This window comes from Pantoea sp. PNA 14-12, from assembly GCF_004364735.1.
In the GTDB taxonomy this organism is placed as follows: domain Bacteria; phylum Pseudomonadota; class Gammaproteobacteria; order Enterobacterales; family Enterobacteriaceae; genus Pantoea; species Pantoea stewartii.
On record NZ_SOAJ01000001.1, the window covers coordinates 1,602,367 to 1,617,118 of the forward strand.

General features: G+C 56.8%; 10 protein-coding genes. 5 read left to right on the forward strand and 5 right to left on the reverse strand.

Features of this window, described 5'->3' with window-relative positions; genetic code table 11:
- Positions 1–721: 721 nt before the first annotated feature.
- Together C7434_RS07630 and C7434_RS07635 are read right to left on the reverse strand one after the other, a co-directional pair.
- Positions 722–1,669: a sulfonate ABC transporter substrate-binding protein gene (locus tag C7434_RS07630; RefSeq protein ID WP_033742015.1), complete on the reverse strand. Its 948-nt coding sequence runs from the start codon at positions 1,667–1,669 to the stop codon at positions 722–724.
- 95 nt (positions 1,670–1,764) lie between these two features.
- Positions 1,765–3,654 (reverse strand): aliphatic sulfonate ABC transporter substrate-binding protein, encoded by a 1,890-nt coding sequence (locus C7434_RS07635; protein WP_033742018.1) that lies wholly within the window; start codon positions 3,652–3,654, stop codon positions 1,765–1,767.
- A 274-nt stretch (positions 3,655–3,928) separates the two neighbouring features.
- Between C7434_RS07635 and ssuD the strand changes: the two genes are divergently transcribed.
- From ssuD to C7434_RS07660, 5 genes are all read left to right on the forward strand, one after another.
- Entirely contained in the window at positions 3,929–5,101 is a 1,173-nt protein-coding gene (gene ssuD / locus C7434_RS07640; protein WP_033742020.1) for an FMNH2-dependent alkanesulfonate monooxygenase, read from the forward strand.
- 15 nt (positions 5,102–5,116) lie between these two features.
- A complete protein-coding gene (locus C7434_RS07645) occupies positions 5,117–6,529 on the forward strand; it encodes an FAD/NAD(P)-binding protein (RefSeq protein WP_033742022.1) in 1,413 nt (470 codons plus the stop codon).
- A gap of 71 nt (positions 6,530–6,600) precedes the next feature.
- Complete coding sequence (locus C7434_RS07650) at positions 6,601–8,010, forward strand: LLM class flavin-dependent oxidoreductase (protein ID WP_033742023.1); 1,410 nt, start codon at positions 6,601–6,603, stop codon at positions 8,008–8,010.
- 196 nt (positions 8,011–8,206) lie between these two features.
- On the forward strand, positions 8,207–9,661 hold the full coding sequence (locus tag C7434_RS07655) for an MFS transporter (RefSeq protein ID WP_058701492.1): 1,455 nt from the start codon (positions 8,207–8,209) through the stop codon (positions 9,659–9,661).
- Positions 9,654–10,856 (forward strand): acyl-CoA dehydrogenase family protein, encoded by a 1,203-nt coding sequence (locus C7434_RS07660; protein WP_006120222.1) that lies wholly within the window; start codon positions 9,654–9,656, stop codon positions 10,854–10,856. Before C7434_RS07655 ends, C7434_RS07660 begins: the two co-directional genes overlap by 8 nt.
- A gap of 78 nt (positions 10,857–10,934) precedes the next feature.
- On the opposite strand, the gene phoH is transcribed toward C7434_RS07660, so the two are convergent.
- The 3 genes from phoH to efeO form a co-directional block, all read right to left on the reverse strand.
- Positions 10,935–11,723, reverse strand: a complete 789-nt coding sequence (gene phoH / locus C7434_RS07665; protein WP_006120221.1) for a phosphate starvation-inducible protein PhoH — start codon at positions 11,721–11,723, stop codon at positions 10,935–10,937.
- A 579-nt stretch (positions 11,724–12,302) separates the two neighbouring features.
- The gene (gene efeB / locus C7434_RS07670; RefSeq protein ID WP_033742025.1) at positions 12,303–13,589 is read right to left on the reverse strand and encodes an iron uptake transporter deferrochelatase/peroxidase subunit; all 1,287 of its coding nucleotides are present in this window, start codon (positions 13,587–13,589) and stop codon (positions 12,303–12,305) included.
- A 2-nt stretch (positions 13,590–13,591) separates the two neighbouring features.
- Positions 13,592–14,713, reverse strand: coding sequence for an iron uptake system protein EfeO (gene efeO / locus C7434_RS07675; protein WP_033742027.1), 1,122 nt, complete (start codon positions 14,711–14,713; stop codon positions 13,592–13,594).
- Positions 14,714–14,752 lie beyond the last annotated feature (39 nt).

A 14,752-nucleotide genomic window follows, 5' to 3' on the forward strand; every position in this document is an offset into this window, starting at 1 on the left:
AGACTAACCTCTGGACTTTTTTTTTGCCTGTTCTCCTGAGAGGGGGATGAGAACCCCCGACCGGGGGCGACAAAACGGCAACGCCGTTTTGCATGGCCGCCAGGCCACCCGAAGGGCGAGCGCAGCGAGTGAATCCCCCTCTCACCGCCAGATTTGAAGAAGCGTCCAGACTCACCTCTGGGCTTTTTTTTGCATATTCTCCTGAGAGGGGGATGAGAACCCCCGACCGGGGAACGACAAAACGGCAACGCCGTTTTGCATGGCCGACAGGCCACCCGAAGGGCGAGCGCAGCGAGTGAATCCCCCTCTCACCGCCAGATTTGAAGAAGCGTCCAGACTCACCTCTGGACTTTTTTTTGCATGTTCTCCTGAGAGGGGGAGGAGAACCCCCGACCGGGGGGCGACAAAACGGCAACGCCGTTTTGCATGGCCGCCAGGCCACCCGAAGGGCGAGCGCAGCGAGTGAATCCCCCTCTCACCGCCAGATTTGAAGAAGCGTCCAGACTCACCTCTGGACTTTTTTTTTTGCATATTCTCCTGAGAGGGGGGATGAGCACCCCCGACCGGGGGGCGACAAAACGGCAACGCCGTTTTGCATGACCGCCAGGCCACCCAAAGGGCGAGCGCAGCGAGTGAATCCCTCTTTATCGTCCTCTGTCGCACCCAATAAAAAAGGCCTGCCGGTTCGCCCGCAGGCCCTTAAAGCACTCGCGCTCACGCGTTACTGCTTATCCCGTGCCCACGTCGCGCTGCTGACATTCACCTTCACCGGCAACAGACCGATCTGGGTAAATTTATCGGCCAGCGCCTGCTGTTCGTTAAACACGTTGGGCGTCATACGTTCCGCCCCAAACGGCATGCGGGCCAGCGCGCGCTGCCAGATGGGTACAGGCAACCCCGTGGAGCCGGAAAGGATTTTTGCGGCGTCAGCCTGATGACTGTTTGCCCAGGTGCTCAGCTGACTCAGCGCGTTCAGCACCTGTTTCGCCGTCTCGGGATGACCATCAGCAAATTTGCGGCTGGCCAGGAAAAAGGTGTAATGCGGCACTAAGCCTTCGGCATTTTTCAGCAGGCGCGCATGGGCCGTGGTTTCGACTTCGGCCAGATACGGATCCCAGATAACCCAGGCGTCGACAGCACCGCGCTGGAAGGCGGCCTGGGCATCGGCAGGCGGAAGATAAACCGGCGTAATATCTTTATACATCAGCCCCGCCTGCTCCAGCGCAGTCACCAGCAGATAATTAACATCCGATCCTTTGTTCAGCGCCACGCGCTTGCCTTTCAGATCCTTGACACTTTTGATCGTGGAATCGGCCGGCACCACAATGGCCTCGGTCTGCGGGTTGGCCGGCGAGTGGCCAAGGTAGACCAGATCGGCCTGTGCCGCCTGCGCGAAGACAGGTGGCGCATCGCCGGTGGCCGCCAGATCGATACTGCCTACGTTAAGCCCTTCCAGCATCTGCGGGCCTGCCGGGAACTCCACCCAGCGCACATCAATGCCCTGCTTTTTAAATTCGCTGTCGAGCGTGCCACGGTATTTCAGCAGCGCAAAAATATTCGCTTTCTGGAAACCGATATTCACGACCTGGGGTTTGTCTTCCGCCTGTGCTGTCACGAAGGTGCCAAGTTGAGCGAGCGCAATCAGTGCGCTTATCACTATTTTTCTCATTTTTTTTGTCCTGAACGAAGGTGTTGTCAGCGCAACATAACAAATCCGTGCCTGAGGGCTTAATGCGTATAAGTTCTGTCCTTAGTCATAAAACGTCATTGCGGCCAGACTCTGTCCCGGACGTTGATGGCGCGGGGAAACAGACCGAGCGCATAGAAACGATCGGCGATTCTCTGCTGCTCGCGAATAATCGCTAAGTTCATCGCCTGAGTTCGATGACTACGCCGCGCCAGCGCCTGACGTAATGCGCTGTCGGACATGCCCAACTCCTTTGCCAGTAACCCGGCAGCCTCGGCCGGATGGGCATCGATATACTGGCCAGTCTGCTCCAGCGCGGTCATCAACAGGCGCAGTAAATCGGGTGAATGCGTAGCAAACTGGCGATCCGCCAGATAGAACTGATGGTTGCTGACCCGGCCCACGCCATCGGCAATGACGCGCAGTTGATCGCCACGTTCGGCCTCACTCAGTAAAGGGTCCCACATCATCCAGGCATCGACCGCATTCAGGTCGCTGGCGGTTAACGGATATTTCGGTGGGGCATACACGATACGCACGTCGTCCAGCGTCAGGCCTGCTTCATCGAGGATCTGCAGCAGCAAAAAATGGACGTTAGAACCTTTATTCACCGCAATGCGCTTGCCTTTGAGATCGGCAATCGTCGTGATGGCGCTGTGTCTGGCGACCATCAGGGCAACACTTTGCGGCGCAGGCGGTTCCCAGGCCACATAGACCATGGTGCCCTGATCGGCCTGGGCAAACAGGGGCGGAACTTCGCCTGTCGTACCAAAGTCAATTTCCTGATCGCGCAGAGCATGCAGCAACTGTGGCCCCGCAGGAAATTCACTCCACAACACGCGGACATTCTGGCCCACCAGCTGCTGCTCAAGATGCTGACGGGCTTTGAGAATGCCAAGATTGCCGAACTTCTGGTAACCAATACGCAACTCGCGCTCCTGCACCACAGAGTCTGTCAAAACACGCGATGGCGCGATGGCGCTGCTGCGGCGCGGCTTAATGATGCCGCAGTGGCCCAGATGGGTGCGCAGGCTGTGACGGCTGATCCCCAACAGCGCTGCCGCCTGGAGCTGATTTCCCTGACTCAGCGCATAGGCATTGCGCACTAAGGATTCAATAATTCTGGGATACAGGGGCGTTTCACTGTGCTGCAGTTGCTGCCGGATAAACTGATCAATCACATCCTGTTCAGGCACCGGTTCAGCCTCAGTCACGTGGCCCAGACGCAGATGCCCGGGGCCAATGAGTGTTTCCTGGCTGAGCAGAACAGCATTATGTAATGTGTTTTCCAGCTCCCGAATATTGCCCGGCCAGGCGTACCGGCTTAACGTCGCGATCGCCTCCTCACTCAGACGCAGCTGAGGTCGGCCCAGTCGGCGCGCATAGTGTTGCAGAAAATACGCGGCCAGCACCGGTATATCCTCACGGCGCTCGCGCAGAGGCGGCAGCGCCACGCTGGCCACATTCAGCCGGTAATAAAGATCCTCGCGGAAGCGCCGTTCGGCAATCGCACCGGTCAGGTCGCGGTTCGTGGCGGCAAGCACCCGAACATTTACCTTTATAGCCTGAGATGAACCTACCCGGGTAATCTCTCTCTCCTGCAATACGCGCAACAGTTTTACCTGGAGCGGCAAACTGAGTTCACCGATCTCATCCAGCAGCAGCGTGCCGCCCTGCGCCGCCTCGAACCAGCCACGATGACGTTCCGTGGCACCGGTAAACGCGCCCTTCTCATGCCCAAACAGTTCTGACTCGGCAAGACTTTCCGTCAGTGCGCCGCAGTTCACGGCGACAAAGGGCGCGCGGCGGCGCGGGCTGTGGTGATGCAGATAGCGCGCCATCACCTCTTTACCGGTGCCGGTTTCGCCAATGATTAACACCGTGGCATCCGTGGGTGCCAGGCGATCCAGGATACTTTTGAAGGCCAGAGAAGCCGGGTCAATTAAATCGGGACCAGCGTGTTCCATAGCGAATACCTGCAAAGTGACTGAGCGCTCACGATAACGCTAAGCGTGAAGGGAAACGAGCCACGGGCTGAGCCCCTGTGCTGCAAATGCAGCACTGAAGTTCAACGCCTGCTGCATGTGCAACAGCGCGTACCTGAAAGCTGAAATCATAACGCTATAAATTCAAAGGAAAAAATGACCAGACACAGTTGGCACGTATTCTGCTAATGGCTTTATAACTGAAAGATTGCTTTTCATTTGCCAATTTCAAATATCGTTATAAAGGAATCTGCTAATGCCTGAAGCCTCTGAGAAAAACATTAATCTGTTCTGGTTTTTACCCACCCACGGTGACGGACGTTATCTGGGGACCACCCAGGGCGGAAGAGCGGTCGATCTGCCCTATCTGCAACAGGTCGCCCTGGCGGCAGACAATCTGGGTTTCTACGGCGTACTGATCCCCACGGGTAAAAGTTGTGAAGATTCCTGGCTGGTGGCGGCGGCTCTGGCCCCCATCACTAAACAGCTGCGTTATCTGGTGGCGGTCAGGCCGGGGTTGCAGCCGCCGAGCCTGGCGGCGCGCATGGCGGCAACGCTGGACCGTCTGTCAGACGGGCGCTTACTGATCAATGTGGTGACGGGTGGCGATCCGGTGGAAAATAAAGGCGACGGTATTTTCCTGAGTCATGCCGAACGCTATCAGGTCACGCGGGAGTTCCTGGAGGTCTATTCCCGTTTGCTGAAAGGCGAGAAAGTGGACTTCCACGGTGAACATATTCGTGTGGAGGGCGCTGAAATTCTGTTTCCGCCTGTGCAGGCCGACGGTCCACCGCTCTACTTTGGTGGTTCGTCGGACGATGCGGTCGACGTGGCCGCCAGTCAGGTCGATACTTATCTCACCTGGGGCGAACCCGTTGAGCAGGTTGCCGCCAAACTGGACGTTGTGCGCCAGCGGGCGCAGGAACGTGGCCGGGCGTTGTCCTACGGCATTCGACTGCACGTTATTGTGCGTGAAACCGAAGAGGAAGCCTGGGCAGCAGCCGATAAACTGATAGCTTATCTGGATGATGAAACCATCGCATCCGCTCAGAAGATCTTTGCCCGTATGGATTCGACGGGCCAGGCGCGCATGAGTGCACTGCACGGCGGTTCACGCGAAGGCTTACGCATCGGCCCCAATTTATGGGCAGGCGTCGGACTGGTGCGCGGCGGCGCGGGCACTGCACTGGTCGGCAACCCTCAGCAGGTGGCTGCGCGGATTCGGGAATACCAGGCGCTGGGGATTGATAACTTTATTCTGTCGGGCTATCCGCATCTGGAAGAAGCGCACCGGGTAGCCGAGTTACTGATGCCACTGCTGCCGCTGTCGACGCACGCCGGGAAAGCACAGCGCAGCGTGAATACAGGTCCCTTTGGTGAAACTATCGGTGGCGATCGTCGTCCCGAAAAAAGCGCCAGTGCCAGCTAACAAATGAGGCGGTTTATGTCAGAGCAGCATATTGTCATCGTGGGCGGTGGATTTAGCGGGACAGCGCTGGCCGTGCATCTGGGTCGTCTGGGCCAGGCCGGACTGCGTGTCACGCTCATCGAACCCCGGTCGCAGCTGGCGCAGGGCGTTGCCTACTCGACGGCCGATCCGGCTCACCGCCTTAATGTACCCGCGTCACGCATGCAGCTGGCGGGAGAGGAAGAAGGCAGCTTTGATCGCTGGTATCGCGCCTCTGATGCATATGTCAGCGATCCCGCCGCGCGCTGGCACGATGGTCATGTCTATCCTCAGCGCAGGCAGTTTGCCCGTTGGGTCAATGCACAGTTCGAGGCGGCACAACGTGAGTCGCCTGTCGTTCTGGCGCATCTGCAGGATCGCGCTGTGGCTTTCCGGGACGGCACGGTCAGCACCGCCGCCGGCAAACACCTTGCCGCCGACATTGTGGTCCTGGCCGTCAGTCATCCCGCGCCGTCGTTGCCTGGCGCGTTAACCGCACTGGCTGACCATCCCGCCATCATCGCCGATCCCTGGCAGGAGAAAGCCCTCGCCTCTGTCGGTCCGGAGGAGCGCATCGCCATTGTGGGCAGCGGCTTAACGATGGCGGATATGGTGGCCACGCTGGATCGCCAGGGGCACCGCGGCCCTGTCACCGTGTTTTCACGCCGTGGACAACTTCCCCGGCCCAATATCAGTCAGCATGACCTCAGTTGGTCGCTTGAAGGGCACCTTGCCAGGCCAGCGGGTGTGCGCTGCTGGTTACGGCGCATCCGCCAGGACATGCGTCTGGCGGCGGCGCGCGGGCTTCCGTGGCAGGTCGTCTTTGATGAGGTTCGTCGGCAGGGCCAGACCCTCTGGCAGAGCCTGCCACTGAATGAGCAACGGCGCTTTCTGCGCCACCTGCGGCCGTGGTGGGATGTGCACCGCTACCGCATTGCGCCACAGGCAGGCCAGGTGCTGAACGCGCGGCAGGAAAACGGATCGTTGCAGGTGATGGCGGCGCGGCTGACGGCGGCAGAGTCCAGCTATTCTGCGGTACGGCTGCATCTGCAAACTCGCTCGGGCGAAGTCGTGACGCGGGAGGTGGATAAGGTGATCGTGACCACCGGCCCGGCGCACGGGAAACTGGTACAACATGATGCCCTGCTACGCCAGTTGTGTGATGACGGCGTCATCCGGCCCGATCCTTTAGCGCTTGGCATTGATGTCAATGCCCTGTCGCAGACGCGAACGGCACAGGGCCACAGCAATTCCCATCTGTATGTGGTCGGTCCCGCGGCCCGCGGTCGGTTTGGTGAACTGATGGGCCTGCCGCAGGTGGCAATGCATGCGGAAGCGGTTGCCCGTCAACTGCTGAATCTCACAACCGCTACGCTAAACGAGCGATGTCCCCTTTCACTGACTGACTAATCACTTACCTGTTTATTATCCCCCTAAAAAGTGGGCGGCACCGGCGTGCCGCATCCGCTCAGGAGCCTGCTATGCCTAAACAACGTGAAATCCGCTTAAATGCCTTTGATATGAATTGCGTGGGTCATCAGTCACCCGGCCTTTGGGCGCATCCGCGCGATCGCTCCTGGCAGTACAAAGACCTGGAATACTGGACAGACTTAGCCGTGCTGCTGGAGCGCGGTAAATTTGACGGCCTGTTTATCGCCGATGTACTGGGCATTTATGATGTCTTTAACGGCAACAATGATGCCGCCCTTCGCAGTGCCTCTCAGGTGCCGGTTAACGATCCGCTGGCGCTGATCACCCCAATGGCGATGGTCACTCAGCATCTCGGTTTCGGCCTGACCGCCTCGCTTTCGTTTGAGCATCCTTATCCGTTTGCGCGCAGGATGTCGACGCTGGACCATCTTACCAAAGGGCGGATTGGCTGGAACATCGTCACCTCCTATCTGGAAAGCGGCGCACGCAATCTGGGCCAGGCCACGCAAACCCGTCATGATGCCCGTTACGATTATGCAGATGAGTATTTGCAGGTGGTTTATAAACTGCTGGAAGGCAGCTGGGAAGACGACGCCGTTATCCGCGACCGGGAGCGCCATATCTTCAGCGATCCGAACAAAGTCCATCCGATCAACCATCAGGGCACCTTTTTCCAGGTGCCGGGCATTCACCTGTGTGAGCCGTCACCACAGCGCACGCCGGTGTTATATCAGGCGGGTGCCTCCAGCCGCGGTAAAGCTTTTGCCGCGCAACATGCCGAGTGCGTGTTTGTTGCCGCGCCGTCTAAGGTGCTGCTCAGGAAAACCGTGGCCGATATTCGTCGGCGCGCAGAGGAGGCCGGACGCGATCCGCGCAGCATTCTCATTTTCAATATGCAAACCGTGATCGTGGGCGAGACCGATAAGCTGGCCCAGGCCAAATGGCAGGATTACAAACGTTATGTCAGCCACGAAGGTGCCCTTGCCCTGATTTCCGGCTGGACCGGCATTGACTTTAGTCAGTATCAACCTGATCAGGTGTTTAAACATCTTCATACCGATGCGATTCAGTCTGTTGTAGAGAGCTTCTCGACCGCCGATCCGCAGCGTGAATGGACGGTGCAAAACATGGCCGACTGGGTAGGCATTGGCGGCTTTGGGCCGTTGCTGGTGGGCAGCACCGAAACCGTGGCAGATGAACTACAGAGCTGGGTGGAGGAAACAGACGTTGACGGTTTTAATCTGGCTTATGCCGTTACCCATGAAACCTTTGCTGACGTCGTGAACCTGCTGGTGCCGGAACTGCAAAAACGCGGCGTATATAAGCAGGATTACCAGCCCGGCACGTTACGGGAGAAGCTTTTTGGGCTGGGCGATCGCCTTACTCATCCTCATCCTGGTGCCAGCTACCGACGCACGCCCTCGTCAGCGGGCCTGATCGTCCCTGCTGAAGCCTCATAACATAACGAGACGGCTTCGTTAGCCTGATTCACCCAACCCATACCGGAAGCGTGCCCACGTTTCCGGTATTTTTCATGCCTGAGAATAAAAAATAACTTATTGAAATTAAAGCATTCCTTATCACTTTTTCTTGTTTGTTTACTGCGTATGCACTGCTTATAAAGGCAGCACCTGTACAGACAATAACGAGGATAACATGAGCACTCTCAATATCGATGATGATGTGGCGATCCCCTCGCCGCCTTCCACACCGGTTCGCTCCGTCAACGATGTGGCCCGACTGATCAATACGCAAAGTGACAAAAACAGCTATGCGCGCTGGATCGTGTTTCTGGCGCTGGGGGGCGTTTTTCTGGATGCCTATGACCTCACGACGCTGTCCTACGGCATCGATGATGTCGTTAAGACGTTTAGCTTAACGCCAACCTTAACCGGGCTGGTCACCTCCTCCATTATGATCGGCACCATTGTGGGCAACCTGGCTGGCGGCTGGCTGACCGATAAATACGGTCGCTATTCGGTGTTTATGGCAGACATGCTTTTTTTCGTCGTTTCTGCCCTCGCTGCCGGTCTGGCTCCGAATGTCTGGGTACTGATCGGGGCGCGCTTTTTGATGGGCATTGGTGTGGGAATGGATTTGCCTGTGGCCATGGCCTATCTGGCCGAATTCTCGAAGTTTTCGGGTAAAGGCAACAAAGCTGCGCGACTGGCGGCCTGGTGCCCGATGTGGTATGCCGCCTCGTCGGTCTGCTTTTTCATCATCTTCGCCCTCTACTTCCTGTTGCCAGCCCAGCACATTGACTGGCTGTGGCGGGCATCGCTGTTGTTTGGTGCCGTGCCTGCCCTGCTGATTATTGCCGTGCGCAGCAAGTTTATGAACGAATCGCCTTTATGGGCGGCTAATCAGGGAGATTTACGCGGTGCCGTCCGTATTCTGCGCGAGTCCTATGGCATCCAGGCACATGAAGATAAGTCCTCTGCCATCGAGCCTGTCGCACCGGCGGTCAGTTTCCGCGTGCTGTTCCAGAAGCCATATCGCGAACGCACTATCGTGGCAGCGGTGATGAACGCCTGTATCGCTTTTGAATATACGGCTATCGCATTTTTCCTGCCCTCGATTCTGGCGCAGTTTCTGGGCGCGGGCGTGTTCGAAACCATTGCCGCCTCACTGGGACTTAATGCGCTGTTCGCCTTTACCGGCGGCCTGCTGGGCATGCGACTGGCCTGGAAATTTCCCTCTCGTCATGTGGCCATCGCGGGGTTTGCGCTACAGTTTATCGCCCTGATTTCACTGGCCTTGATCGGGCATCCTGAAGCCACTTACGGTGTGGTCTTTGCCATTCTGCTGCTGGGAGTGTGGCTGTTTGCCGAAGGGTTCGGACCCGGTGCGCAGTTAATGATCTATCCCGCCCTCGCCTATCCCACATCTATTCGCGCCACCGGCGTCGGGTTTAGCCGTTCGATCTCTGGCGCAGGAAGCGCACTGGCGCTGTTCATTCTGCCGATATTGCAGGCGGCTTATGGCACCAACCTGTTCTGGATCGTGTCACTGGCCGCTCTCATCCCCATCATTTTCCTGCTTGTGGTGCGCTTTGAACCGACGCGCCACGATATTGATGACCCGTCAGCTCAAGGAGAACACCATGTCTGAACCTGATTACACCCGTCTGGCAGAACGCTTTCGTCCTGTTTTTGCCCGCATCGCCGACGGGGCCGCTGCACGCGAACGCGACCGGACACTGTTGCATGAGCCGATAAACTGGCTTAAGGCGGCGGGCTTTGGCACGCTGCGTATCCCAACGGCTAATGGCGGCCTGGGAGCCTCGCTGCCGCAGCTTTTTCGTTTGCTCACCGAGCTGGCAGAAGCGGATTCCAATCTGCCTCAGGCTCTGCGTGCCCATATGGCCTTTGTCGAGGATCGCCTCAATCAACCTGACAGCGAAGACCGTCAACGCTGGTTTCGCCGCTTTGTTGATGGCGACATCGTCGGCAGTGGCTGGAGTGAAACGGGCAGCGTCAGGCTGGGAGACGTGAATACCACCGTTTCCCCTACCGGGCACGGTTGGCAACTGACGGGCGAAAAGTTTTACAGCACCGGCACACTCTATGCCGACTGGATTGATGTGTACGCTAAGCGCACCGACAACCAGCGCGACGTGATTGCGGTGGTGAGCACTCATCAGGACAGCGTTGAGCGGGACGATGACTGGGATGGATTTGGGCAACGCCTGACCGGTAGCGGCACTACGCGCTTTCGCGAGGCGCACGTGGAGCCTGCGCATGTGTATGACTTTAGTGAACGCTTTCGCTATCAGACGGCTTTTTATCAGCATGTCTTACTCGCGACCCTGGCCGGCATTGGTCGCGCTATTGTGCGGGATGTGTCCCGGAGCGTTGCACAACGAAAACGCATTTACAGCCACGGTAATGCCCGCCAGGTCAAACAGGATGTGCAGGTGTTGCAGGTTGTCGGCCAGATAAGCAGTTGGGTCTGGGCGACAGATGCCGCCGTGCAGCAGGCTACGCCGTCGCTCCAGCTTGCGTTTGATGCGCACCAACAAGGGCAAGCAGAAAGCCTGATTCACGCCGCCAACGTGCAGGCCGAAGTGGAGGCCGCCAAAGCGCAGGTCGTCGCCGTTGAATGGATTACCCGCGCGGCCAGCGAGTTATTTAATGCGCTGGGCGCGTCAGATACGCGGGTGATAAACGCGCTGGACAGGCACTGGCGCAATGCCCGAACCATCGCGTCCCACAATCCGGTGATCTACAAGAGTCGAAATGTCGGCGACTGGGAAGTGAACCGGCGCGATCCGACCTTTATCTGGCAGATCGGCAGCGGTGAATGATCGCGCCAGACGGCGGGTCTGAGACACAAAAAAACCCGGCCGGAGCCGGGTTTGGTCGCTACATGACTCAATCGAACGCTAGCTGTACGCGTGCAGAGTGCGCTGACACAGCGCGGAACGCACACAATCCTCTTTGCCGAAACGGACAATGCCAACCATCTCGTCCTCTTCGAAACGCGCCAGCGCGTCTGCGAGACCGGAAGGCACCCCAGCGGGCAAATCGCACTGGGTAATATCGCCGTTAACAATCACCGTGACATTTTCGCCAAGGCGGGTCAGGAACATTTTCATCTGCGCAGCCGTCACGTTCTGCGCTTCGTCCAGAATCACTACCGCATTTTCAAAGGTGCGGCCGCGCATATAGGCAAAAGGCGCAATTTCCACTTTGCCGATTTCCGGACGCAGACAATATTGCATAAAGGATGCGCCAAGACGTTTAACCAGAATGTCGTAAACCGGGCGGAAATAGGGGGCGAATTTCTCTGAGATATCACCGGGAAGGAATCCCAGATCCTCATCCGCCTGTAGCACCGGGCGCGTAACGATAATCCTGTCGATATCCTTATGAATCAGGGCCTCTGCTGCTTTCGCAGCACTAATCCAGGTTTTGCCGCAGCCCGCTTCGCCCGTGGCGAAGATAAGCTGTTTTGTTTCTATGGCGTTAAGATAATGCGCCTGAGCTTCATTTCGGGCTTCAATCGGCGCCCGGTCACGCACATCGCGTGCCATGCCAATTGCATCAAGCCCACCCATTTGCACCAGCGAAGTGACCGATTCTTCTTCACGCTGACGATGACTGCGTGAGTCATTACGAAGCACTCGTCTTGCTTCTCGACGCGCTTTGATCACTGCTTTCTGTCTTCCCATAGTGGCACCTTACAGTTGGTTTCATTTCCCGCTTCAGGCAATACGCCCGTTGCGATTACGTGAACGCTTTAGAGGTTTCAGTTGGCTTCCTTTAGAGCCGTGACAGGCCATGACGATTGATATCCGGCAGCAAAACAGCCTGACCGTATACCGGTAAAAAAGGAGTGAAGTTGAAGAGAGAAAACACATTGAGATGTAAAAGCGGTTGAGGAAGAACGTCCCTCACGGGTGAGTGCGATATTGTTTACTGCTGAACGGCTGTAAAAACATCTATCCATGCGCGAACTCCAGTGTGAGACATCAACACGCCCGATTACGCTTTCATAGTAAAGTGAACCATCTTATTGGTATTTTGCAACAGTATTTTCACTTTCATGAAAAATAAATATTCAACCGACCGTTAACGAAGACCTTACTTAAATTAAATTACGTATTTATTACAGAGAGTTAGTATATTTTACGTCACGTTAAAAAGCGTGTTAAACGGGGCGATAAAAAAGCCGTACGGGGAAAAAAACGGCAATATGAAAACATGGCACGCTGCGCTGTCAGGCCCAGAATGCCGCGCCTAAAATTTAATCAACTTTCCAGTAAGGACTGGCCTAAATAATGGTTTTCATTCACCACGCCGGGCAAGACAAAAAAGTAACCGCCGCCAAACGGACGTATATACTCTTCCAGCGCTTCGCCATTTAAGCGGTTCTGGACGGTAAGGAAACCCAATTCCAAATCATGCTGATAGCAGACGAAGAGTAATCCCATCTCCAGTTGACCTGAAGCGGAAACACCGGACGAATAACTGTATCCCCGGCGCAGCATCAGGCTGCTTTCCGTGGCGGGCGTACGGGGGTTTGCCAGACGAATATGCGCATCCAACGCAATTATCTGGCCATCCGGATCGTTACGGTAATCGGGAACGTCATGTTCATTTTTCATACCCAGCGGCGCGCCGCTCAGCTTTTCGCGACCGAAAATGGTCTGCTGTTCGCCCAACGGTGTGCGATCCCACATTTCCACGTGGAAACGAATCAACCTTACCGCCTGATAGCTGCCATTCCGCGCCCAGGCTGGCTCGTGCTGATCCGCGGTGACCCAGAGCAGCTTATCCATCAAGGCGTAATTGTGCGTGTCCGGATTTGCCGTGCCGTCTTTAAAGCCCAGCAAGTTAATGGGCGTTTCTTTGCCCGCGCTGCGCGCGGCATGATCGGAGATAAACCCTTCCCGCCGCCAGCGTACGCCCAGCAGATCCGGCGTATGTTTGATGATATCGCGCAGCGCGTGGATCACCGTGTCCTGGGTATTGGCGCAAATCTGCAACAGCAGATCGCCATGGCACTGACTGGCATCCAGCGAATCATTAGGGAACCGGGTCATCGGCTGCAGTTTCGCGGGTTTGAGCGCAGCCAGACCGAACCGCCCGTCAAACAGCGCGTTACCGACTGACACCGTGATGGTCAGATTATCGGGGGCAATCTCGGCCCCCAGGATACCGGAATCCATCGGTGGCAGCTGTGGGTTGACCACGGCGGGGGCCTTGCCGCCCGCCGTTAAAAACGCAATGCGCTGTGTCAGCAGTTGAAACAACCGCTGCAGCTCACGCCTGTCGTTGGTCAGCACATCAAACGCCACCAGCATCATGGCGGCCTGCTGTGGGGTAATAATGCCCGCCTGATGCACGCCATAGAAAGGCTGTCGTTGCTGACGCGCGTTCGGCGTAACCGTGCCCGGTGCAAAACTGTCGGGCTGCTCAGCAGCCCCGGCATGAAACGGACAGCCCGCGCCTACCGCAGCCGCGCCGCCCAGCATGCCCAGCCCTTTTAATAAACGCCGCCGCGCAGGCTGCTGTAATTCCTGATCCTTGTCCATGATTAGTTCAGGCCCAGTGTGCCACGCAGTAGGGAAAGATCTTCCGCCAGAGCGGTGATCGGCCCTTTCAGCGCCGTGCGGTCAGCCTGGGTCAGTTTTTCATAGGATTCATAACCTTGCTGCGTGCGGTATTTATCCAGAATCGCATCCACTTTACTGAAGTTAGCGTCTATTTTTGCTAAAAGCTGTGGGTTCGCCTGCTGCAGTACCGGACGTAAAAGTGTGACAATTTTTTGTGCGCCATCCACATTCGCGCGGAAATCCCACAGATCCGTGCGGCTGTAGCGATCCTCTTCGCCAGAGATTTTGGTCGCTGCCACCTCTTCAATCAGCCCGGCGGCTCCGCCCACCACTTTCGCCGGAGGAAATGCCAGTTCACTCACGCGTTGTTGCAGGTCATGCACATCGTGATTTAACTGGTCGGCATAGCCTGCCATGTCTTTCGTCGTGTTATCTGCAAACAGGGCTTTTTCGAGACGATGGAAGCCGGTAAATTTCGGATCGTCGGCTTTTTTCTCGTAATCATCTTCGCGGGCATCAATACGACCATCAAGGTCAGAAAACAGCTCCGCGATCGGCTCAATGCGCTCGTAGTGCTGACGGGTGGGCGCAAATAACGCTTTGGCTTTAGCCACATCACCGGCTTTCACCGCATCCGTAAACGCCTGCGTGCCGGATACCAGCTGACTCACTTCCTCAGTGACATAGGCTTTATAGGCATTAATGGGGCCCGCCAGTTGCATCAGTTCGGGTTTGCCTTGTTGCGCACTTTTGCTCCCGGTGCCCTGCACGATCAGTTTGCCTTTCGGGTTCGTCAGCAGGCCACAGGTCATGTCATATTCCCCGGCTTCCAGGTTGGCCGTCAGTTTCTGGCTAAAGCCCGGCGCAATATTTTCGCGCTCTTCGACCACCATCACGCCTTTGAGAATTTCCCATTCCAGCGCTTTTTGGCTGTTATTTTTAATCAGAAACTGAGTTTTACCGGCCTGTACCGTAACTGACATGGGCTCACACTGTTTGTCCGTCACAGTGACGCTGACCTGCGGAATGGCTGCAGCCAGTGAAGAGCCAGAAAACGCCAGCAGAGAAGCCAGTACCGCATTACGGTTAAAACGCATCATCATATTTTTTCCCTGTTCAGTCAGAGGCGCGGCTGACGCGCC

Bases quoted from the DNA above. Each gene is read 5' to 3' on its own strand.
- C7434_RS07630 (WP_033742015.1), bottom strand. From the start codon at position 1,669: ATGAGAAAAATAGTGATAAGCGCACTGATTGCGCTCGCTCAACTTGGC.
- C7434_RS07635 (WP_033742018.1), bottom strand. From the start codon at position 3,654: ATGGAACACGCTGGTCCCGATTTAATTGACCCGGCTTCTCTGGCCTTC.
- ssuD (WP_033742020.1), top strand. From the start codon at position 3,929: ATGCCTGAAGCCTCTGAGAAAAACATTAATCTGTTCTGGTTTTTACCC.
- C7434_RS07645 (WP_033742022.1), top strand. From the start codon at position 5,117: ATGTCAGAGCAGCATATTGTCATCGTGGGCGGTGGATTTAGCGGGACA.
- C7434_RS07650 (WP_033742023.1), top strand. From the start codon at position 6,601: ATGCCTAAACAACGTGAAATCCGCTTAAATGCCTTTGATATGAATTGC.
- C7434_RS07655 (WP_058701492.1), top strand. From the start codon at position 8,207: ATGAGCACTCTCAATATCGATGATGATGTGGCGATCCCCTCGCCGCCT.
- C7434_RS07660 (WP_006120222.1), top strand. From the start codon at position 9,654: ATGTCTGAACCTGATTACACCCGTCTGGCAGAACGCTTTCGTCCTGTT.
- phoH (WP_006120221.1), bottom strand. From the start codon at position 11,723: ATGGGAAGACAGAAAGCAGTGATCAAAGCGCGTCGAGAAGCAAGACGA.
- efeB (WP_033742025.1), bottom strand. From the start codon at position 13,589: ATGGACAAGGATCAGGAATTACAGCAGCCTGCGCGGCGGCGTTTATTA.
- efeO (WP_033742027.1), bottom strand. From the start codon at position 14,713: ATGATGATGCGTTTTAACCGTAATGCGGTACTGGCTTCTCTGCTGGCG.